This is a genomic window from Mycobacterium sp. NGS17, assembly GCF_059813205.1.
Map to the genome: position 1 here is coordinate 293,508 of NZ_JCALED010000001.1, position 20,800 is coordinate 314,307.

The 20,800-nt window shown below is 67.0% G+C and carries 19 protein-coding genes; 5 read left to right on the forward strand and 14 right to left on the reverse strand.

Annotation, left to right across the window (positions count from 1 at the left end; translation table 11 throughout):
* Positions 1-20: 20 nt before the first annotated feature.
* The 5 genes from AC5Y7E_RS01385 to AC5Y7E_RS01405 form a co-directional block, all read right to left on the reverse strand.
* Complete coding sequence (locus tag AC5Y7E_RS01385) at positions 21-770, reverse strand: amino acid ABC transporter ATP-binding protein (RefSeq protein ID WP_499947238.1); 750 nt, start codon at positions 768-770, stop codon at positions 21-23.
* Entirely contained in the window at positions 767-2,581 is a 1,815-nt protein-coding gene (locus tag AC5Y7E_RS01390; RefSeq protein WP_499947239.1) for an ABC transporter substrate-binding protein/permease, read from the reverse strand. Before AC5Y7E_RS01390 ends, AC5Y7E_RS01385 begins: the two co-directional genes overlap by 4 nt.
* Positions 2,582-2,630: 49 nt before the next feature.
* Positions 2,631-3,368: a GntR family transcriptional regulator gene (locus AC5Y7E_RS01395; RefSeq protein ID WP_499947240.1), complete on the reverse strand. Its 738-nt coding sequence runs from the start codon at positions 3,366-3,368 to the stop codon at positions 2,631-2,633.
* 113 nt (positions 3,369-3,481) lie between these two features.
* Positions 3,482-4,294 carry an LLM class F420-dependent oxidoreductase gene (locus tag AC5Y7E_RS01400; RefSeq protein ID WP_499947241.1) on the reverse strand — a complete coding sequence of 271 codons (813 nt, stop codon included), beginning with the start codon at positions 4,292-4,294 and terminating at the stop codon, positions 3,482-3,484.
* Positions 4,295-4,313: 19 nt separating this feature from the next.
* Positions 4,314-5,504 carry an NADH:flavin oxidoreductase gene (locus tag AC5Y7E_RS01405; RefSeq protein ID WP_499947242.1) on the reverse strand — a complete coding sequence of 397 codons (1,191 nt, stop codon included), beginning with the start codon at positions 5,502-5,504 and terminating at the stop codon, positions 4,314-4,316.
* Positions 5,505-5,553: 49 nt separating this feature from the next.
* Between AC5Y7E_RS01405 and AC5Y7E_RS01410 the strand changes: the two genes are divergently transcribed.
* Positions 5,554-6,570: an NAD-dependent epimerase/dehydratase family protein gene (locus AC5Y7E_RS01410; RefSeq protein ID WP_499917381.1), complete on the forward strand. Its 1,017-nt coding sequence runs from the start codon at positions 5,554-5,556 to the stop codon at positions 6,568-6,570.
* Here AC5Y7E_RS01410 and AC5Y7E_RS01415 read toward each other — a convergent pair.
* From AC5Y7E_RS01415 to AC5Y7E_RS01455, 9 genes are all read right to left on the reverse strand, one after another.
* The gene (locus AC5Y7E_RS01415) at positions 6,508-7,116 is read right to left on the reverse strand and encodes a TetR/AcrR family transcriptional regulator (RefSeq protein ID WP_499917380.1); all 609 of its coding nucleotides are present in this window, start codon (positions 7,114-7,116) and stop codon (positions 6,508-6,510) included. The genes AC5Y7E_RS01410 and AC5Y7E_RS01415 overlap by 63 nt on opposite strands.
* 6 nt (positions 7,117-7,122) lie before the next feature.
* Positions 7,123-8,037 (reverse strand): Rv0045c family esterase, encoded by a 915-nt coding sequence (locus AC5Y7E_RS01420; protein ID WP_499917379.1) that lies wholly within the window; start codon positions 8,035-8,037, stop codon positions 7,123-7,125.
* 21 nt (positions 8,038-8,058) lie between these two features.
* A complete protein-coding gene (locus AC5Y7E_RS01425; RefSeq protein WP_499917378.1) occupies positions 8,059-9,267 on the reverse strand; it encodes a DUF1214 domain-containing protein in 1,209 nt (402 codons plus the stop codon).
* 2 nt (positions 9,268-9,269) lie between these two features.
* Positions 9,270-10,073, reverse strand: coding sequence for a sugar phosphate isomerase/epimerase family protein (locus AC5Y7E_RS01430; RefSeq protein ID WP_499917377.1), 804 nt, complete (start codon positions 10,071-10,073; stop codon positions 9,270-9,272).
* A gap of 1 nt (position 10,074) precedes the next feature.
* Entirely contained in the window at positions 10,075-11,244 is a 1,170-nt protein-coding gene (locus AC5Y7E_RS01435; protein WP_499917376.1) for a sulfotransferase family protein, read from the reverse strand.
* Positions 11,241-12,368, reverse strand: a complete 1,128-nt coding sequence (locus AC5Y7E_RS01440; protein WP_499917375.1) for an LLM class flavin-dependent oxidoreductase — start codon at positions 12,366-12,368, stop codon at positions 11,241-11,243. The genes AC5Y7E_RS01435 and AC5Y7E_RS01440 overlap by 4 nt, the downstream gene beginning before the upstream one ends.
* 146 nt (positions 12,369-12,514) lie before the next feature.
* Positions 12,515-13,621 (reverse strand): inositol-3-phosphate synthase, encoded by a 1,107-nt coding sequence (locus AC5Y7E_RS01445; protein WP_499917374.1) that lies wholly within the window; start codon positions 13,619-13,621, stop codon positions 12,515-12,517.
* 56 nt (positions 13,622-13,677) lie between these two features.
* Complete coding sequence (locus AC5Y7E_RS01450) at positions 13,678-14,220, reverse strand: PadR family transcriptional regulator (RefSeq protein ID WP_499917373.1); 543 nt, start codon at positions 14,218-14,220, stop codon at positions 13,678-13,680.
* 155 nt (positions 14,221-14,375) lie between these two features.
* Entirely contained in the window at positions 14,376-15,254 is an 879-nt protein-coding gene (locus AC5Y7E_RS01455; protein WP_499947243.1) for a DUF1707 SHOCT-like domain-containing protein, read from the reverse strand.
* A gap of 119 nt (positions 15,255-15,373) precedes the next feature.
* Here AC5Y7E_RS01455 and AC5Y7E_RS01460 point away from each other — a divergent pair, with 119 nt between their 5' ends.
* From AC5Y7E_RS01460 to AC5Y7E_RS01475, 4 genes are read left to right on the forward strand one after another with little or no spacing between them, the layout of a single operon-like run.
* Entirely contained in the window at positions 15,374-15,808 is a 435-nt protein-coding gene (locus AC5Y7E_RS01460; RefSeq protein ID WP_499917371.1) for a DUF5318 domain-containing protein, read from the forward strand.
* Positions 15,801-18,458, forward strand: a complete 2,658-nt coding sequence (locus AC5Y7E_RS01465) for a transglycosylase domain-containing protein (RefSeq protein ID WP_499947244.1) — start codon at positions 15,801-15,803, stop codon at positions 18,456-18,458. Before AC5Y7E_RS01460 ends, AC5Y7E_RS01465 begins: the two co-directional genes overlap by 8 nt.
* A complete protein-coding gene (locus AC5Y7E_RS01470) occupies positions 18,455-20,116 on the forward strand; it encodes a glycosyltransferase family 87 protein (RefSeq protein ID WP_499947245.1) in 1,662 nt (553 codons plus the stop codon). Before AC5Y7E_RS01465 ends, AC5Y7E_RS01470 begins: the two co-directional genes overlap by 4 nt.
* Complete coding sequence (locus AC5Y7E_RS01475) at positions 20,113-20,754, forward strand: DJ-1/PfpI family protein (protein ID WP_499947246.1); 642 nt, start codon at positions 20,113-20,115, stop codon at positions 20,752-20,754. Before AC5Y7E_RS01470 ends, AC5Y7E_RS01475 begins: the two co-directional genes overlap by 4 nt.
* The last annotated feature ends 46 nt before the right edge of the window (positions 20,755-20,800 follow it).

A 20,800-nucleotide genomic window follows, 5' to 3' on the forward strand; every position in this document is an offset into this window, starting at 1 on the left:
CGCGCACTCGATAGCGCAGATCAAAGCACTTGGGACAGAAAACGCTGCAGCCGTTCGGTCTCTGCGGCGTCGAATATCTGCTCAGGAGGGCCCGATTCCACGACCTTGCCGTGATCCATAAACACAACGGCGTCGGATGCCGACCGCGCGAAACCCATTTCGTGAGTCACCACAACCATTGTCATGCCGCCGGCGCCGAGGTCGGCAATGAGTTGCAGTATTCCCTTGACCATTTCGGGATCCAACGCCGAGGTCGCCTCATCGAAAAACATCACCTGCGGCGCCATCGCCAGCGCACGGGCGATCGCGACCCGCTGTTGTTGCCCGCCGGACAGCATGCTGGGCCGCGCACCGGCCTTGTGCTTCAGGCCAACTCGGTCCAGCTGCATCAGCGCTAGGTCGCGCGCCTCGTCGGCGGGCAGGCGCCGTAACTTTCGCGGAGCGATCGCAACGTTTTCCAGAACGCTGAGATGCGGGAAGAGATTGAAGTGCTGGAACACCATGCCGATACGCTGGCGCAGCTCGTCGGGATCATCGCGCAGCACCGATCTGCCATCCAGCAGGATGTCCCCGCTGTCCGGCTCATACAAGCGGTTCAAGGTGCGCAGCAGCGTCGACTTGCCCGAGCCGGACGGCCCGATGATCGCCACGGTGCTGCCCGCGGGCGCCTCGATGTCGACGCCGCGCAGCACCTTGCTTGCGCCCAGGGTTTGGTGAAGGTCTTTGGCCGCCAGCGAGACTGACGCGCGTGCGTGAATGCCGGAGGTCACGTGATTTCCTGGCCGAATGTCGTCGCAAGCATGTCGGCGTCGTCCTCGGGCGCGTCGGCGCGCCGGCCGCGGCGAAGGCGAGTGTCGATGTAATTCACCAAATGCGTTAGCGGAATGGTCAATAGCAGGTAGAACAGACCGGCGGCCACCAACGGCGACAGGCTGCCGGTCTGCGCGTTGAGGTCTCGGCCGACCTGAAAAAGCTCTCGCTGATCGGCGATCAGGCCGAGAAAGTACACCAGCGCAGAGGCTTTCAGCAGCCCGATGGCCTGATTGACCAGGGCGGGCAGCACGCGGCGGATTCCCTGCGGTACCACCACCAGCCGCATCGCGGTGACATAGCTGAAGCCCAGCGCCCGGGACGCTTCCAGTTGCCCGGGATCGACGCTTTGGATTCCGGAGCGCAAAATCTCGCCGATGTAGGCGGCGGCCATCAACCCCAGCGCGGCGATGCCGAGCGGGTAGGGATCTTTGTCGGTCAGCCCGCCGACCAACGGGCCGACGCCCATCCCGATCAGCAGGATGATCACCACTTCGGGCAGCCCGCGGAAGATGTCGGTGTACACCCGCGCCGGCCAGCGCAGCCAGCGCCGGTGCGAGATTCCCGCCATCGCCAACACCATCCCCAGCGCCAGGCCGATCACGAGGGCGCTGTTGGTCAGAATCAAGGTATTGGGCAATCCGGTGGTGAACAGAATGGGAATGGCCTGCCGGTACATATCCCAGTCGAAGAACGACTCACCCAACTGCGCCAGTGGTGATTTCGGGGCGGGCGGGCCCGCGGCCGAGCGGTGTTGTTTCGCGATCGCGGCGAAGTCCGGCAGTTTGGGGAAGGGCGCGGCTTTGGAGCCGGGCTTCCAGCCGGGCGGCATCGTCCGCGGCACCCATTGGGTGTACAGGCGCGCCCAGGTTCCGTCGGCGATGACGGCGTCCAGCCCGGAATTGAGCGCGTCGATCAGACCCTTGTTGCCTTGTGCGACCGCATAGGCCACGAAATTGCCTGGGCTGTAGGTATTTGCGGCGACCACCGCCGGGTCACCCGGCCGGATGACGGTCGCCGCGAGGGCTCCCGGCGCCACCCACGCATCGATCTGGCGGGATTTGAGGCTGGCGTACAAAGTGGCAAAGCCCGGGTACTTCACGGGTTGCAGATGCAGGACGTCGACGACGTAGGACTCCTCGACGGTGCCTTGCACGACGCCGATGCGCTGGCCGGCCGCCAGGTCGCTGAACTTGTGGATGGCCGAACCGGGCGGAACCACCAGCGAATAGAAGCCGAAGTCGTAGCCGTTGGTGAATGAGACGGTGCGCCGACGGGCGTCGGTGGCCTTCACCGCTGCCGAGCCGACGTCGAATCGCCGCGACGCCACCTGGGCGAGCAGCGCGGAAAAGTCGGTGCTGACGAAGCGGACCTGCAGGCCCAGCTTGTCGGCGATGGCGCGCAGCAATTGGTTGTCGAAGCCGCTGAATTCGCCGGTGGGATTGATGCAGATGTTGGGTGGAGCGTCCGACAGCGTGCCGACCGTCAGGACGCCCGGGGTGCTCAGGCCCAGGCCGTCGACGTCGACCGCGCCGATCGGCTCGACCGATGCCGTTGTGTCGCGGTCGTCCTCGCCCGTGGTCGGGTTCTCGGCCAGGTCTTTGGGCAGGGTCCGGGCGCTGTCCACGCCGGCCGGTGCGCATTGATTCGAGTCGGCGGCCGCCGGCGCAACCGGTCCGCCCAACACGACGCCGCATACCATGAGCACTGTCGCGGCCAGGCCGAACGCCCTCCCGCGACGTTTGGTGTGCCGGCCCACGCGCGAACTCATCAGAGTCACCGTAACGACTGAACGGCGGCAGGGCCCGATCAGCGTCCGTTCACAGCGACAGCGGCGCTCCGCGGCGGGCGGTGTCCGCGGAGATGACCTGTGGCGGGCCCGCAACCACCCGACTGAAGTCGTCGGTCGGGGTGAAGACCCGCCGCCGGAACAGTTCGGCCAGCATCGTCTGGGCCATCAGGTACGAGCGGTCGACGCACGCCGCCCGCGCGGCTTCGGGGTCGCGCCGTTGTATCGCCGCGGTCTCGTCTTCATAGAACGGCAGCATCTCGTCGCGCCCGCTTTGAAAGGTCGTCCAAAACAGGCGGGGGATGAGGTTCTGCGAGGCGCGGATCGTGGCATGCAGCCGCGGACCGGCGTACTCGTCGTTGACGGTGCGCCGGTATTCGGCGGCGGTGTCGGTGAAGGTGCGCGAATCCTTGGCGGTGCGAAGCGAGCGCATGAGCCCGTCGAGCTGTCCCAGAATCCGCGGCGTTGGACTGGTCGCCGCGCGGGCGGACGCAATCCCGTTCAGCAGCCCGTCGAGTTCGTGGTGCTCGAGGACGGTGTCTTCGTCGAACCGCTCGACGAACGCGCCACGGTGATAACGCGTGGAGACAATGCCGTCGTGTTCGAGTTGGACCAGCGCCTCTTGAATCGGGACCCGGCTCACTCCCAGGCCCACTGCGATCTCATTACGATCGACGCGGTCCCCAGTGCGCAGCTTCCCGGTCAACAAAAGGTGGAGGATGTGCGAAACAACCAGGTCCTTTTCTTTGACCCCGTATTTCTTCGGCATCTTTTGTTGAGTCTCTTTCACACCCGGCTCGGCCATCTGGCGGTGGAAGTTTCTCACGAATTGGCGCGTGCGTTTAGGTGTTTGGCCGATCAATTCAATGCCGCGCGGCCGGTTTAACGACTATCGCGCCACTTGCACAGCGCTTCGGCGGCGGTCAGGTCGTATTCCGGCCCATTCACACCGACGGTCAGCAGCGTCACGCCCAGCGCGGTGAGGCCTTCGGCGTTGGCGATCAATCCGTCGACGCCCTCGCCGCGGCGAACGCCGCTGTTGTCCTCGACGCCGGCTGACCTCTCGATGGTGGACGGGTCGCGCCCTACGGCGGCGCAATGGTCTTCCAGCGCGGCCGCCGCGGCCGGATAGGTCTCGACGGTGGTGAAGCCGTGCCAGATGTCGCCGTACTCGGCGACCATTCGCAGCGTCTTTCGTGGGCCCTTGCCGCCGATCAGGATAGGGAGGTCGCGGGTGGGAGCCGGGTTCAGTTTGGCCAGTCGAGCTTGGACTCGAGGTAGCGCGGTCGCCAGGTCGTCCAGGCGGCTGCCGACGGTCCCGAATTCATAGCCGTACTCGTCGTAGTCCTTTTGTTTCCAACCCGAACCGATGCCCAGGATGAGCCGGCCGTCGGAGATGTGGTCGACGGTGCGGGCCATATCGGCCAGCAGCTCCGGATTGCGGTAGGAGTTGCACGTCACCAGCGCGCCGATCTGGATGCGCGATGTCTGTTCGGCCCAGGCCCCGAGCATCGTCCAGCATTCGAAATGCGCGCCGTCGGGATCGCCGTAGAGCGGAAAGAAATGGTCCCAGTTGAAGGCGACGTCGACGCCGATGTCCTCGCAGCGGCGCACGGCGTCGCGGATCTGGCCGTATTGCGGCGCGTGTTGCGGCTGCAGCTGGACACCGATGCGGATCGGAAACGCAGAGGTCATGGCACCACCGTAGGCCCCGTCAACCTGCCGGCGCCGCCTCAACCTGCCGGCGGACGACGCAATGCGTTCCGCTGTAGACGGTGGGCATGCATTTCATGCAGTGGATACACAAGCCCTCCGTCGCTGTCTCCTCGCGAAATCCGTTGACCAGATAGGGATCTCGAAGCAGCGCACGGGCCATCGCCACGAACTGGAAGCCCTCGTTCAGTGCACTTTCCACCGTGTTGAGCCGGTTGATGCCGCCCAGGAGCATCAGTGGCATCGACAGCGCGGTGCGAAACTGACGCGCGAGCGGCAGGAAGAATGCTTCTTCGAAGGGGTAGCTGCGGAACAGTCGCCGGCCGATTGCCCGAAGGCCCAGCCCGACCGGCCGGGGTTGAGAGGCGATGAATTCGTCGAGTGGAACATCGCCGCGGAAGTAGTACATCGGGTTCAGCAGCGAGCTACCGCCGGTGAGCTGTAACGCGTCCAGGTGTCCGTCGTGCTCGAGAAGCCGCGCCGTGGGGATGCTGTCGTCCAGCCAGAAGCCGCCGCGGACCCCGTCGTCCATATTGAACTTGGCGGTGACGGCGACGGACTGACCGACGGCGAGCCGGACCCGTTCGGCGACGCGACGCGCCAGCTCCGCGCGGCGCACGGTGTCGCCACCGAAGCGGTCGTAGCGCCTGTTCAGATTCGGGCTGAAGAACGAGCTGAGCAAATAGCCGTGCCCCATGTGGATTTCGACCGCATCGAATCCGGCGTCGACCGCGTTTTGGGCGGCGGCGCCGAAGTCGTCGACGACAGCTCCGAGTTGTTCGCAGGTGGCCGCCCGAACCAGTCCCATCGCCGGTGCGCTGACGCGGGTGGACGGCGCCAGGGTCGCCGTCCGGTTGGACAGCGTGTTCGCGACCAGTCCCGCGTGACCGATCTGGGCGCACACCAGCGCGCCGGCCGCGTGTACGGCGTCGGTCAACCGGCGAAGCTGCGGCACCCTTTCGCGATCCAGAACGATGGTGTCCCGGTGCACACGGCCGCCGGGGGAAATCGCGCAGTAGGCGACGGTCGTCATGGCGACCCCGCCGCGGGCCACCTCGGTGTGGAAGTCGATCAGCGCGTCGCTGACGCGGCCGCGCGGCATCACGCCCTCGAACGTCGCCGCTTTGACGAAGCGGTTTTTCAGGTGCAAGGGCCCCAGGCGAAGCGGGGTGAAAGCCACTTTCGATACCATTGGCACCGAAATATAGCACGACGGCGGATCCCAGGGCGGAGAATGATCGATGCATGTCGCGGTGACGGGCGGAACCGGATACCTCGGGGCGCATACGGTGCGCGCATTGCTCGAGGCCGGTCATCACGTGAAGCTGCTGGCGGCGCCCAACGAGCCGAGCACCGTCATCGACCGGCTACGAACGCTCGGGCCAGTATCGGTCCTCGCCGGTGACGTGCGGTCCGCCTCGACGGTCGACGAGCTGCTCGCCGGAGCCGACGCGGTATTGCATGCCGCCGGCGTGGTGGGCACCGACGAACGCCGCGCCCAGTTGATGTGGGACGTCAATGCCTATGCGACCGAGGCGATCTTGACCCGCGCGGTCGACCTCGGGCTCGACCCGGTGGTGCTCGTCAGCAGCTACAGCGCGCTGTTCCCCCCACCGGACGGCATCATTTCCCCCGACACTCCCACGGCGCCCGGGCGCAGCGCGTACGCCAAGACCAAGGGGTACGCCGACCGCGCCGCCCGGCGGTTGCAGGAGACCGGCGCGCCGGTCGTGGTTACGTATCCCTCGAGCGTCGTGGGGCCGGCCTTCGGCACCGCCGCAGGCGTCACGGAGCAGGGCTGGGCGCCGATCGTGCGCTGGGGAATCGCCCCGACAGTGCGCGGGGGCATGCAGATGGTCGACGTGCGGGACGTGGCCGAGGCGCACGCGCGAATCATGCAAAGCGGCCGGGGCCCCCGCCGCTACGTCTGCGGAGGGCGGCTGCTCACCTTCGACGAGATGATCGACGCACTCGAAGAGGGGCTGGGTCGGCGGGTGCGGCGGGTCCCCACGTCGCCCGGCGTGCTGCGTGCCATCGGTCGTCTTGCCGACTTCGTCGGCCGATACGTCGCGCTCGGCGACGGGCTCAGTTACGAAGCGGCGGTGCTGCTTACCGCCGCCACTCCCACCGACGACAGCAAGACCGTGCAGGATCTCGGCGTCACCTGGCGATCCCCTAGAGCGGCGATCGTCGAGTCACTGCTCGCCGGTGGACGCGCTGACGGCCGTCACCAACAGGGCCGCGATCCGGCGCCGTAGCGCTTCGGAGTCGTCGTCACGCGCGACCGTCGTGACGAACAGCGCCGCGCCGGCCGCCATCGCGAGCGACGCCCGCGCGTCGAGATCGGCACGCCGCCGTTGCGACGGCGTGTTCGGGTGCACTCGCTCCGCGAACAACTCCACCGCCGGGCCGCTGAAGCTCTCCCACAACCTCTCCCGAAGGCCATCGTTTTCGCGCAGCGCCAGCAGCAGACCCGGCACCGCGGCCCGCACGTCGGGCCTGCTGAACAGCTCGTGACTGCCGCGCACCACCCAGTCGATCCAGCCGCGCAGATCGGTGCCGGAAAACGGTGCCAAATCGGGTGTTTCGCCCAGGATGGCGTGCAGCACAAGCTCCGCCTTGGACGACCAGCGACGGTTGAGGCTGGACCGTCCTACGCCGGCGCGTGCCGCGACCAAGCGCACGCTCAGCTCGTCCCAGCCCACTTCCACCAGAAGCTCACGCGTCACCGACAGAACGCGGTCGTCGATCGAGGCGTCGCGCGGCCGCCCGGTGGATCTGGTGCGGCGGTGGTGGTCGGTCATGATGGCTCAGCGCGCGTCGAGCACCCCGCGCAGTATGTCGATCAGCGCACGCGGCTGGTCGCTTTGGACGGAATGGCCGGAATTCTCGACGACGTGGGCAGAGCGGAATTGCTTTGCGCGACGGCTGAGCTCGGCCGCGTCCTCGTCGCTGACGAAACCCGATGAACCGCCGCGCACCAGGGTCACAGGAGCGGACAAGGCGTCGACGTCGTCCCACAGGCCGGCGAAGTCGGGAAAGGTGCGGATGGCGTCGTAGCGCCACGTCCACTTGCCGTTTTCCAGCTTGCGCGAGTTGTGGAACACCCCGCGGCGCAGTGCCTTCACCTCGCGGTGCGGCGCCGCGGCGACCGTCAAGTCGAGCATCGCCTGGAAGCTGGGGAACTCGCGTTCCCCGTGCATCAGTGCCACCGTGCCCTGCTGCTCCTTGGTCATCTCGGAATGTCGTTGCAGCGCAGACGGAGTGACGTCGATCAGCACCAGCTCTTTGACCAGTTCGGGCGCCACCGCCCCCAGCCGGATCGCGGTCAACCCGCCCAGCGACATGCCGACGACGAGGTCCGCCGACGCGGCGTGTTCGCGCAGAATCGGCAGCAAGGTGTCGGCATTGTGCTGCGGCGAATAGTCGCCGTCCTCGCGCCAGGCGGAGTGGCCGTGGCCGGGCAGGTCTACCGCCAGCGCGGGTTCACCAATGCCGACGATGATGGTGTCCCAGGTGTGCGCATTCTGCCCGCCGCCATGCACGAATACGATCCGCGGGGGAGTGCTGCCCCAGCGCAGGGCGCTGATTCTGCTTTCGCCCGTTCCGGACTCGACGCGCTCCGCTTCGGGCAGGGGCCCGGAGACTCCGGCCTGCTCGGCGTTTTCGGACAGCAGCGAGAATTCGGACAGCCCGGCCAGTTCGTCTTCAGAAATCTCGGTCACGATGTTTGACCCTAGACCTGGCTACAAAGGGTAACGGCGGCGAATGCCGTGGAAGCGTTCCCACATCGCGGCGGCGCGTTCTGATGCGCTCACCATGGCGGTGCCCTCGGGCAGGGCACTAAGCAGTTCGTCGTGCTTGACGACCCGGGTCTCCAGCACCGCGGGCTCGCCCTCGAGCATGTGCCGGTAGGTCAGGTTGCCGCGCTCGAAGCCCTGGGTGTCCAGCCAGTTGTGCACACCGGGATCACGGTGAGCCATAACCAGCCGGATGCGGCCGTCGTGGTCGACCTTGGTGCGGCTCGGCGTGTAGCTCACCGGGCGGTACAGGTAGTCCATGCTGTTGAAGAAGACGCCCATGTTGGTGAACATCCACAGCCCGTCATGGGCGTCGAACTCGACGATCAGCGCCTCGTCGGCCGCCAGCTCCCAATACATGTTGGCGGCGGCCCGGCCCCGCTTGTTGTCGGCGTCGCTGGCGCCGACGCGCGGAAACGCGTTCGGGTGCTCGGCGTCCACCCCGCCGTGGGTGAAGGGGAATTCGGGCCAATCGGACATCAGGCCGGCGACGAAATCACCGGCCCAGCGCATCGCGTCGACCATGTCGGCAGGGGCGGGCAATGGCTTGGGGGAGGCCATGTCGATGCGTTCGATGCGCATCTGCGCCGGTTGTTCGTCCCAGCGATCAAACCCTTGGCGGATGAACAGCTTTCGTGACTCCGGCGTGGTGGGCAGCCAGTTCGGTCCGCGTTCGGGCCCGCCGATGTACAGCTCGAACCGTCCGCCGTCATCGATATCGAGCTGCTGGCCGAGCAGGTTGGCCTGCGGTGTATCACCGAACGGTTCGTGCAGGACGCCCGGGCCGGGCGTGCGTCGCCCCTGCACGGTGACGTTGAAGAAGCGCGCGGTGCCGCGGGTGCCGGTGAGCCGATAGGTCGAGTGCCCGTCGATCCAGGCTTGCTGATAGGTGAAGTCGGCGCAGTCGCCGCCGAGCTTGCGGGTCGGGCCGCAGAAGGTGTGCAGCACCGGGTAGCCGGTGTCGCGGGTCTCGAGTGCGAGATCGAAGGCCTGCCCGAGGTTCTGGGTGAGGAATCGATAGGCGTCAACGCGCTGCACACCGGTGGGCGGGTTGGCGTCTTTGAAGACTTGTTCGCCCGCGCGTTGCAGCCTGGCACAGAATTCGGTCCACGCCGAGTGCAGTGCCTCGTCGTCGGGACCGTCGCCGAAAGCCATTGTCAGGCACCCAATCTGTTCAGTATCGCGCCGACGACGTCGCAGGCGCGTCGGGCGGATTGCAGGCGGCCCTCCGCGTCGATGCGGGGCCCGATCAGTTCCAGGTCGAATCCATGCGCGTAGCCGCCGGCCAGGGCTTGGGCGATGAACCTTTCGAACGGGATCACTCCATCGCCGGGCACCGCCCGACCCGGAAGCGCACGGTCACCCAGCACGTAATCGCTGAGCTGGATGAGCTCGGTTCGCGGCAGTGCCCGTTGCACCATCGCTTCGAAATCGCCCTCCGCCCAGCAGTGGAACAACTCGATGCAGATGCCCAGCCCGCTCATCTCGGCCAGCGCGACGGTGTCGCGCAGGGTGTGGGCGAGGTGAATGTCGGCGTACAGGCTCGAGGCGTTCTCGATCGCCAGCGCCACGCCGGCCTGCTTCGCGTGCTCGACGCACGGACCGATCATGGCGCTGAAGCGGTCGGCGGCCTGCGGCCAGGTGAGAGCGCCCCGACCGCCGGTCAGCAGGTAGACCACGCGCGCACCCACCCCGGCCGCGGCGTCGATCACGGGCAACAGGGCGTCGCGTGCCGCGTGCGCCCCGATGTCCAGTCGGCCGTGACCGAAGATGTGGCATACCGCCTCGACGGTGTATTTGTTGTGCCGCAATAGCTTTGGGAATGTCGGGTCGAGCAGTTCGCTGTCCAAGACGCTCAATCGCGACACACCGAGTTGCGCCCAATGCTGTTCCATCTCCGCCAGCGAAGCTCCGAAGAAGGTGACGTCGTGGACCGACAGACGTTTGTGGGGTGTCGTCACGTCAGTCAAGGGTTTCGATTTCGACGCCGAATCGTTCGCGAAACGGCCGGAATTCGGCATGCAGCGCGTCGAGGTCTTCGCCGATATCGACGAGCAACTGGGTGGAGTAGCGGAACTTGCCGTACCGGTCGCCGCGATTGTTGGCCAGGTAGTCACGCATGGCGGATTCGGCTTCGGGCGTGACCTCGCGGCCGGCGAATGCGTAATAGCGCCGCACCGTGCCGATTTGATCGGCGACGAAGTCGGTGTAGCGGATATGCAGAATGCGCGGATCGTCCACCATGGGATTGCTCATCGTATTGGCGACACCGGCGCGGGTCAGCTCCAGATGCTGCTTCGCCAGGGCGTGGAGGTCGACCGGACCGACCATGCCCTCGGCGATGTCGGCCATCATCATCGTGCGCGAGGCGGCGACCTGCACCGGATCGCGGTGCAGCCACACCAGCGTGGCGTCGGGGTAGGCGTCGAACATCTCTTTGAGCCGAAAGCCGTGAAAACCCTTCAGCACCCAATACTTTCGCGGCCGCTGGTATTGCAGCTGCTGCAGCATGGCCTTGTGCAGCCGATACTGCGCGGCCGGGTCGGTCGCCAAACCGCCGACCAGCGACTGCATCGGCACCCGCCACCACGCGGTCGGGGTCATCACCCGGAAATCGAACGCCCAGGTGCGTTCGTCTTCGGGAAGGCCGTCGCCCAGCATGTCGTTGTACGGGTGGCTGCGCAGCCACTTCGGCATCTTGGCGTTGATCTCGCGCCAGTCGGCGTCGGCGCGCCTCCGGCGGTCGTCGTCGGGTGCGGCCAGCCCCGGTGGCGGGGAGGGATACATCACCTCCCAGAACCGCAGCGCCCGGGCGCGCGGGTCGACCGACATCAGGGCGTGCATAAGCGTTGTCCCCGAACGTGGTTCGCCGGTGACGAACATCGGCGACTCGATCACTTCGGCGCCAATCGGGTAGCGGTTGCGGTCCTCGATGAATTCGAGGCGCGACGTCAGCAGCCAACGACACACCTGCGCGGCTTCGAAGCGACCATCGGCATCCATGCCCAGATCGTTCAGGTGGTCGACGGCGACAGCGAAGCGTTCGGGCAAGGTGGGATCGCCGTAGTCGCGCAGCCCGGTCTCCGCCCCGGCGGCGACGAGCATCTCTGCGGCGTCCAAATGTGTTGTCACGGCAGGTCTCCGCAGAGTTGTATCAGTTCGTCCTCGGCCGCGCGCACGTTAGCTGCCGAAACCTGTGCGTATTCCAAGCCGGCCATGGCGCCGTAGTCGAGGATCTTGGGCACGCGCAGGCCCGCGTCGACGTACGTCTTGACGATCTTGGCGACCTGTTTGGGTGTGCCATGGGGGACGAGGGCCAGAATCATCTCGGGGTGCACGTTGTCCAGAAACTCCGCGATTCGCTCTCGGGTGAGGACGGCCGGGTCGATGTCCTGGAAGCCCCGCCAGTTCTCACCCATCGGATGCTCGAAGCCGAAGTCGCGCAGCGTCTTTGCTGAAACTTGCAGAAGGAACGCCTTGACCAGGGGCGCCCGCAGAATCTCGGCGAGGGCGGCGTCGTCCGCACCGATCAGGCACACCTGGATGAAGCAGGGGGTGATCGCCATCGGATCACGGCCGGCGCGTTCGGCGGATGACCGCACGGCCGAAAGCATCTGGGCGTAGTGCTCGGGAGTCCAGGCGCCCGCCGGCCACCACCCGTCGGCGTACCGGCCCGCGATGTCGAGCATCCGCGGACCGCTTGCGCCGATCCAGATCGGCGGCAACCTGCCTTCGTAGGGTTCGGTGTCCAAGCGGGCATGGTGCAGCGAATAGAACTGGCCGGCGAAGTCGACCGGGTCGTCGCTGCGCCACAGCAACTGGATCACCGCCAGCGCCTCCTCGAAACGGCTGACCGCCCGCGAGAAGTCGAAGCCGTAGGGCACCGTGTTTTCGCTCTCGCCGCTGCCCAGTCCCAGGATGAAACGCCCCTTGGCGAGGTGATCGATGGTCAGCGCCGTCTGCGCGAGCATGGCCGGGTGGCGGCGCACGGTGTCGACCACGGCGCTGACCAGAGGAACCCGCTCGGTCAGCACGGCCGCCGCGGCCGCCACCGCCAGGCCGTCCAGGTGGCGGTGCGGCGAGGGGGACGCGGTCGCGAGGTCGGTGAACTCAGGCGTCCAGATCGAGTCCGGCCAGAAGCTGACCATGTGATCGGGCAGCCAGAGGGAGTGGTAGCGACCGCTGTCGAGTCCGGCGAGCCCGGACAAGTCGAGGGGGAGGGTGGTGCGCAGAAACGCTGCGGGCTGAACGGTCATCGAGACATGATGCTAAGCAGCTGCACAGCATCGTGTCGATGGTTCGGCGATCGCGCCGCACCGACCCCGGCCGAACGTCGAGTTGTTGGGCTGCCTTATGGGGCATTGCCGCCGCAACAACTCGACGTTCGCGGGCGAAAGGGTGCTTAGCCCGAGATGATGAACTCTTCGAGCTGGGCGCGGGCGATGTCGTCCGGCAGCTGCTGCGGCGGGCTCTTCATCAGGTAGGCCGACGCCGGAATCACCGGCCCGCCGATGCCGCGGTCCTTGGCGATCTTGGCGGCGCGCACCGCGTCGATGATGACGCCCGCGGAGTTCGGCGAGTCCCACACCTCGAGCTTGTACTCCAGGTTCAGCGGCACGTCACCGAAGGCGCGGCCCTCGAGCCGCACATAGGCCCACTTGCGGTCGTCGAGCCAGCCGACGTGGTCGGACGGGCCGATGTGCACGTCCTTGGTCTTGAACTCGCGCTGCAGGTTGGAGGTGACGGCCTGCGTCTTGGAGATCTTCTTGGACTCGAGGCGCTCGCGCTCGAGCATGTTGAGGAAGTCCATGTTGCCGCCGACGTTGAGCTGCATGGTGCGGTCCAGCTGCACGCCGCGGTCTTCGAACAGCTTGGCCATCACGCGGTGGGTGATGGTCGCGCCGACCTGGCTCTTGATGTCGTCACCGACGATCGGGACGCCGGCATCGGCGAACTTCTTGGCCCACACCGGGTCCGAGGCGATGAAGACCGGCAGCGCGTTGACGAACGCCACGCCTGCGTCGATGGCGCACTGGGCGTAAAACTTGTCGGCCTCTTCGGATCCCACCGGCAGGTAGGACACCAGCACGTCGACCTTTGCCTCACGCAGCGCCGCGACCACGTCGACGGGCTCGACGTCGGACACCTCAATGGTGTCGGCGTAGTACTTACCGATGCCGTCCAGCGTCGGGCCGCGCTGCACCGTCACGTTGGTGGGCGGGACGTCGGCGATCTTGATCGTGTTGTTCTCCGACGCAAAGATCGCCTCGGACAGGTCGAAGCCGACCTTCTTGGCGTCCACGTCGAACGCGGCGACGAACTTCACGTCGCGGACGTGGTACTGGCCGAACTTCACGTGCATCAAACCGGGCACGGTGCTGTTGGCATCGGCGTCGTAGTAGTACTGCACGCCCTGAACCAGCGAAGACGCGCAGTTACCGACGCCGACAATGGCGACTCGTACCTCCGACTGCGCTCCTTCCGCCTTTGGCGGCTGATGCTCACTCATATGGGCGTTCTCCTAACCTCTAACCACTGACTGGGATGCTGCGTTCGTGCCGGGGTTTACTTTTGCTCGGAGAGGCCGGGCATAGCCCGCTCCGCAGCGATGAGCTCGTTGAGCCACTTGACTTCGCGTTCACTTGACTCGAGCCCCAATTGATGAAGCTGGCGGGTGTAGCGGTCGAACGAGCTACTGGCCCGCGCAACGGCTTCGCGCAGACCTTCCCGCCTTTCCTCGACCTGACGGCGGCGGCCTTCCAGAATGCGCATCCGCGCCTCTGCCGGAGTCCGGTTGAAGAAAGCCAGGTGTACCCCGAAGCCGTCGTCGGTGTAGTTGTGGGGACCGGTGTCCGACACCAGCTCCCCGAAGCGCCGGCGGCCCTCGTCGGTCAGCTGGTAGACACGCCGGGCCCGCCGAACCGGCGTCCCGGCCGGGGCGGCATTCTCGGCAATCAGCCCCTCGCTCTGCATGCGCCGCAGGGCGGGGTAGAGCGATCCGTACGAAAACGCCCGGAACGCGCCGAGTAGACCGGTCAGCCGCTTGCGCAACTCATAGCCGTGCATGGGCGACTCGATCAGCAGACCCAGAATGGCAAGCTCCAGCAATCGAATCACCTCCCTGAAGGATTTGCGTGGCCGGTTACGACGGTTCGACGCCTCGCGCAATCGTATCGTCTCGATATATTAGCCACAACACCACCAAGTGTTGGTTTGGAGTTCGTCACACAGCCTGGGCGCGGAAAGCGCCGGGGGACCGGCCTTTACGTGGGCAGACTGGTCTGCTTGACGGTGCCGTCACCCGAGAAGATGACGTGTCCGCCGCCGTAGTCGCTGGAGACGTACACGGACAGCGAGAGCGCGCCCGGAGTGGTCGGATCGGTCGCCGGCTCGACGATCAGGTACGTGGATTTCACGTCAGACGGCCTCATGTGCAGCGTCTCGGGGGCGCCGCGCATGATGCCCACCGTCTTGGTCACGTCGAATCTGCTCAGGTCGACGGGGACGGGGCCGTCCGTGGAACTCTTGGCCGAACTAGTCGGATCGCCCCAGCCGCCGCGGTAGGTGTAGTCCAGTTTCCGGCGGTCGTCGGAGGGGTCCGGGCGGTCCAACACCGCGTAGGTCGGGTAGATCACCAGCCGATAGCCGATGGTGTCCCCCATCCGCTTGCGCATCTGCTCGAACAGCCCGGTGAGCCCGCCGACCGAGTGCAGCTGTGTCGGCGCCGTCAGCACCACGGCGTTGACGCCGTCCGGCTTGGCTCCCGGGTCGGTAGTGAAGTCCAGCGGCGAGCGGGTGTTCCCGTACAGCCCCCACCCGATCCCCATGCCCAGCAACACCGACACGACGAAGGCGGCGGCCAGGACCCCCCACCCGCCGACTCGCGTCATCTTCGGCCCCGAGCCGAGCGCGGGCTGTGGCCGCCCGGCATTGGTCTGCAGATCGTCCAGCAGGGCATGCAACTCGCCCAGCGTCACCGCCTTGGTGGCCGCGCTCACCCTCTCCCGGTGCTCCTCGGCGGAGAGTTCGCCATCGGCCAGGGCGTCGTCGAGGAGCGTGCAGGTGTCTTGGCGGTCGGTGTCCTTGGCGCGGGTAGTCGTTGTCGCGCCGCGCGCCAGCGGTGTCCCGAGCCATTTCGCCACGGGGATGATCGTAGAAGTCCGGTCCCGGTCGGCGCAGAAACCGCCGTCGACTCCCTTGGACGGACCGCCACGCTTCGGTTGCGTATCCCTGCTCGGGATGGCGACGTACTCTGGTGGGCGTGCGACTGCAGCGACAAGTGGTGGACTACGCGCTCCGGCGGCGCTCACTGCTGGCCGAGGTGTATTCGGGCCGCACCGGCGTGTCCGAGGTTTGTGACGCGAACCCGTATCTGCTGCGCGCCGCCAAGTTTCACGGGAAACCGAGCCAGGTCATGTGCCCGATCTGCCGCAAGGAGCAGTTGACGCTGGTGTCATGGGTGTTCGGGGAACACCTCGGCGCGGTGTCGGGCTCGGCGCGCACGGCCGAAGAATTGGTGATGCTGGCAACCCGCTTCGACGAGTTCGCCGTCCACGTGGTGGAGGTTTGCCGGACCTGCAGCTGGAACCATCTCGTCAAGTCGTATGTGCTCGGCGCCGCGCGCCCGGCACCTCCGCCCAGGGGCACCGGACGCACGCGGACGGCGCGCAACAACGCCCGCACGGCCATTGAATAACGAAGGACGCCACAGTCAGTCGTCCGGTGACCAGCGTGGGCCAGCGACTGAGCGTGTGGGCAATCAGAGTGCTGACGAGCGTCCGGGGCCCGACCGCCCGGCCGCCGATAGGCGGGATCCCGAGCGTCGGGAGCCGCCGCCGACGATCAACCGTCGCCGTCAGGCCCCGCCCGATGATCGGATGACGACGATCCTGCCGCCGGTCAGAGATGACCGGGCGCCCCGGCGCTCCGATCCCATCGAGGAAGTCAAAGCCGCGCTGGCCGGCCCCCCTTCGACGCCTCTGCGGCGCGACGCGCTCGACGAGGTCAAGGCCGCACTGGACGGCCGGGGTCCGGCGTCCGGCCGGCAGGAGCGGGCCAGCCTCGGCGGTGGTCCGCCCGGCGGACCGCCCCCAGGGCCGCCGCGCCCCGGACGTCCGGGAGGACCTGACGGTCCCGGCGGGCGGCCCGCCCCACCGTGGCGCGACTGGGCCTGGACCGAGCGGATCAACTGGCTGTGGGTCCGGCGCGGGGCTTACATCGGCGCGGCGGTGCTGGTGCTGCTGCCGATCGTCACGTTCGCGATGGCGTACTTCATCGTCGACATTCCGAAGCCGGGAGACCTTCGCACCAACCAGGTTTCGACGATCCTGGCCAACGATGGCTCGGAGATCGCGAAGATCATTCCGCCGGAGGGCAATCGGGTCGACGTCAACATCAACCAGGTTCCCGTGCATGTGCGCCAGGCGGTGATCGCCGCGGAAGACCGCAATTTCTACTCGAACCCCGGGTTCGATTTCAGCGGCTTCGCCCGGGCGGTGAACAACAACCTGTTCGGCAGCGGTGACCTGCAGGGCGGGTCGACGATCACCCAGCAATACGTGAAGAACGCGCTGGTCGGATCGGCCCAGCACGGAGTCAGCGGCCTGATGCGCAAGGCCAAGGAACTCGTCATCGCCACCAAGATGTCGGGGGAGTGGTCGAAAGACGAAGTGCTGCAGGCCTATCTGAACATCATCTACTTCGGCCGGGGCGCGTACGGGATTTCGGCCGCCGCCAAGGCCTACTTCAACAAACCCGTCGAACAGCTCACCGTCTCCGAAGGCGCGCTGTTGGCGGCGCTCATCCGGCGCCCGTCGACACTGGACCCGGCGGTCGATCCGCAGGGCGCCCGTGCGCGCTGGGCGTGGGTGCTCGACGGCATGGTGGAAACCAAGGCGCTGTCTTCGAGTGACCGTTCCGCGCAGCAGTTTCCGCCGACCGTGCCGCCGGATCAGGCGCGCGCGCAGAACCAGACGACCGGGCCCAACGGGCTGATCGAGCGTCAGGTGACCCGAGAGTTGATGGAGCTGTTCAACATCGACGAGCGCACCCTGAACACGCAGGGCCTGCAGGTCACCACCACCATCGATCCCAAGGCTCAGCAGGCCGCGGAGAAGGCGGTGTCGAAGTACCTCGACGGCCAGGACCCCGATATGCGCTCGGCGGCGGTCTCGGTCGACCCGCACGACGGCGCGATCCGCGCATACTTCGGCGGCACCGACGCCAACGGTTTCGACTTCGCTCAGGCCGGACTGCAGACCGGGTCGTCGTTCAAGGTGTTCGCGTTGGTGGCCGCACTCGAGCAGGGCATTGGGCTGGGCTATCAGGTCGACAGTTCCCCGTTGACGGTCGATGGCATCAAGATCACCAACGTCGAGGGCGAGAGCTGCGGGACCTGTAACCTCGCCCAGGCGCTCAAGATGTCGCTGAACACCTCTTACTACCGGCTGATGCTCAAACTCAAGGGCGGCCCGCAGGCCGTCGCCGACGCCGCGCACCAAGCCGGTGTCGCCACCAGCTTCCCCGGCGTGGACCACACCCTGTCCGAGGACGGCAAGGGCGGCCCACCGAACAACGGAATTGTGCTCGGCCAGTATCAAACCCGGGTCTTCGACATGGCCTCGGCCTACGCCACGCTGGCCGCCTCCGGCGTCTATCACCAACCGCACTTCGTGCAGAAGGTCGTCAACTCCGACGGCCAGGTGCTCTTCGACGCCGCCAACTCCGACAACAAGAGCGAGCAACGCGTCCCCAAGGCCGTCGCCGACAACGTCACCGCGGCCATGGTGCCGATCGCCGCCTACTCCCGCGGCCACGCGCTGGCCGGCGGTAGGCCGTCGGCCGCCAAGACCGGCACCACCCAACTCGGCGACACCACCTCGAACAAGGACGCCTGGATGGTGGGCTACACACCGTCGCTGTCAACGGCGGTGTGGGTGGGCACGGCCAAAGGCGACAGCCCGCTGGTAACCGCTTCGGGCGGAGCGGTTTACGGTTCGGGGCTGCCGTCGGACATCTGGAAATCCACCATGGACGGGGCCCTGAAGGGCACCTCCAACGAATCCTTCCCGAAGCCGACCGAGATCGGCGGCTATGCGGGCGTGCCCGTCGCGCCACCGCCGCCACCGCCGCCCTCGGAGACCGTCATCCAGCCCACCATCGAAGTGGCGCCGGGCATCACCATTCCGGTCGGTCCGCCCACGACGATCACCGCGGCGCCACCGGCGCCCGGCGGCCCGCCGGGTGGTCCGGAGCCGGGCGGCCCGTTCGGCGGCCCCCCGTTCGGTGGCCCCCCGGGTGGTGGCGTCCCGCCGGGTGGACCCCAAGCGCCGCAACCGCCACCGTGACCGACGCCGCAGAGGTCGGCGCGACCACTTCACCGCAGCCGCTGGCGGCGGATCTGCGCAGCGCCGACACCCGAGATTGCCCGAGCCGCAACGACTTTCTGGGCGCCGCGCTCGCCGACGTCGTCGGTGGACCGGTGGGCCGGCACGCGCTGATCGGCCGCTCGCGGCTGATGACCCCGCTGCGGGTGATGTTCATGATCGGGCTGGTCTTCCTGGCGCTGGGCTGGTCGACGAAGGCGGCCTGCCTGCAAAGCACCGGCACCGGGACCGGCGATCAGCGGGTGGCCAACTGGGACAACCAACGCGCTTACTACGAGTTGTGCTACTCCGACACCGTGCCGCTCTACAGCGCAGAGTTGTTGAGCCAAGGCAAGTTTCCCTATAAATCGAGCTGGATCGAGACCGACTCGACCGGCGCCCAGCAGATCCGCTACGACGGCCGGCCCGCGGTGCGCTACATGGAGTATCCAGTGCTGACGGGGGTCTATCAGTACGTGTCGATGGCACTGGCGAAGACCTACACCGCGCTGAGCAAGCTCGCTCCGCTTCCGGTTGTCGCCGAGGTGGTGATGTTCTTCGATATCGCGGCATTCGGGCTGGCGCTGGCCTGGCTGGCCACCGTCTGGGCGACCGCGGGCCTGGCCGGGCGGCGGATTTGGGACGCCGCCTTGGTGGCGGGCTCGCCGATATTGATCTTTCAGATATTCACCAACTTCGACGCGCTGGCAACGGCATTCGCGATGGCCGGGCTATTGGCGTGGGCGCGACGAAAACCGGTGCCGGCCGGCGTGCTGATCGGCCTGGGTGCCGCGGCGAAGCTGTATCCGTTGCTGTTCTTGGGCCCGATGCTGCTGCTGGGAATCCGGACCGGGCAGCTGCGCGCGTGGGTCCGCACGACGGTGGCCGCCGGGGTGACCTGGCTCGTGGTCAACCTGCCCGTGCTGGTGTTCTTCCCCCGCGGCTGGTCGGAGTTCTTCCGGCTCAACACGCGGCGCGGCGAGGACATGGACTCGCTGTACAACGTCATCAAGTCCTTCACCGGTTGGCGGGGATTCGATCCCAAGCTCGGTTTCTGGCAGCCGCCGACAGTGCTCAACACCGTCGTCGCGGTGTTGTTCGTGGCGTGTTGTGCCGCAATCGCATTCATCGCATTGACCGCGCCGCAACGTCCGCGGGTGGCGCAACTGCTGTTCTTGGTGGTCGCGGCCTTCCTGCTGACCAACAAGGTGTGGAGCCCGCAGTTCTCGCTGTGGCTGGTGCCGCTGGCGGTGCTGGCTCTGCCGCACCGCCGGCTATTGCTGGCATGGATGACCGTCGACGCGCTGGTGTGGGTGCCGCGGATGTATTACCTGTACGGCAACCCCAACCGCTCGCTGCCCGAACAGTTCTTCACCACCACCGTGTTGCTGCGCGACGTCGCGGTTATCGTCTTGTGTGCGTTGGTGATTCGCCAGATATACCGCCCCGGCGAGGATTTGGTGCGATGGGGCGCGCGGGCGGACGATCCGGCGGGCGGACCGTTCGACCGCGCGGCTGACGCCCCGCCCGGCTGGTTGCCGGACTGGCTGCGACCGGTTGGGTCGCGCCGTTCGAGCATCCCGGCGTCCGACGACGAAGCCGACGAGCAACCCGCACTGGCAAGCGGCGCCAGGTCATGACGCAGGTCGCCATCCCGATCTTTCCCCGATTCACCGCACTCGACGCGGTGGGTCCGTACGAGGTCCTGCAACGCATTCCGTCGATCGACGTCGTGTTCGTCGGGCACCACCGCGGTGAGGTGCGGACCGAGAACGGAATGCTCGGCGTCAGTTGTGACGCCACCTTCGAGGAGGTGGACGCTCCCGATGTGGTGGTGTCCCCCGGCGGCATCGGCACCCGGCAGCTGATTCACGACGAGGCCATCCGGGGGTGGCTGCAGGCGGTGCATCCCAACACCAGGTTCACCACCTCGGTGTGCACCGGAGCCCTGCTGCTGGCCGCGGCCGGCCTGCTCGACGGGCTCACCGCCACCACCCACTGGCGGGCCGCCGAACTCCTCAATGGTTTGGGCGCCCGCTACGTTGCGGAGCGAGTGGTCGAACACCTGCCGCAGCGGATCATCACCGCCGCCGGGGTGTCCAGCGGCATCGACGTGGCCCTGCGTCTGGTGGAACTGCTCGTCGATCGCGAGGCCGCACAGGCGGCTCAGCTGCTCATCGAATACGACCCGCACCCGCCCTTCGACTCGGGCGCGCTCGCCAAGGCGGCTCCCGCGACGGTGGCAAGAGCCGAGGAATACCTGACCGCCCGGCAATAGCGAGGTTGCCGAATCGGCCGGATTTTTCTGGTCAGCCCACTATCCG

Excerpts from the sequence above, each read along its gene's own strand:
- AC5Y7E_RS01390 (WP_499947239.1), bottom strand. The coding sequence starts at position 2,581 with ATGAGTTCGCGCGTGGGCCGGCACACCAAACGTCGCGGGAGGGCGTTC.
- AC5Y7E_RS01395 (WP_499947240.1), bottom strand. The coding sequence starts at position 3,368 with ATGCCGAAGAAATACGGGGTCAAAGAAAAGGACCTGGTTGTTTCGCAC.
- AC5Y7E_RS01400 (WP_499947241.1), bottom strand. The coding sequence starts at position 4,294 with ATGACCTCTGCGTTTCCGATCCGCATCGGTGTCCAGCTGCAGCCGCAA.
- AC5Y7E_RS01405 (WP_499947242.1), bottom strand. The coding sequence starts at position 5,504 with ATGGTATCGAAAGTGGCTTTCACCCCGCTTCGCCTGGGGCCCTTGCAC.
- AC5Y7E_RS01410 (WP_499917381.1), top strand. The coding sequence starts at position 5,554 with ATGCATGTCGCGGTGACGGGCGGAACCGGATACCTCGGGGCGCATACG.
- AC5Y7E_RS01415 (WP_499917380.1), bottom strand. The coding sequence starts at position 7,116 with ATGACCGACCACCACCGCCGCACCAGATCCACCGGGCGGCCGCGCGAC.
- AC5Y7E_RS01425 (WP_499917378.1), bottom strand. The coding sequence starts at position 9,267 with ATGGCTTTCGGCGACGGTCCCGACGACGAGGCACTGCACTCGGCGTGG.
- AC5Y7E_RS01440 (WP_499917375.1), bottom strand. The coding sequence starts at position 12,368 with ATGACCGTTCAGCCCGCAGCGTTTCTGCGCACCACCCTCCCCCTCGAC.
- AC5Y7E_RS01445 (WP_499917374.1), bottom strand. The coding sequence starts at position 13,621 with ATGAGTGAGCATCAGCCGCCAAAGGCGGAAGGAGCGCAGTCGGAGGTA.
- AC5Y7E_RS01475 (WP_499947246.1), top strand. The coding sequence starts at position 20,113 with ATGACGCAGGTCGCCATCCCGATCTTTCCCCGATTCACCGCACTCGAC.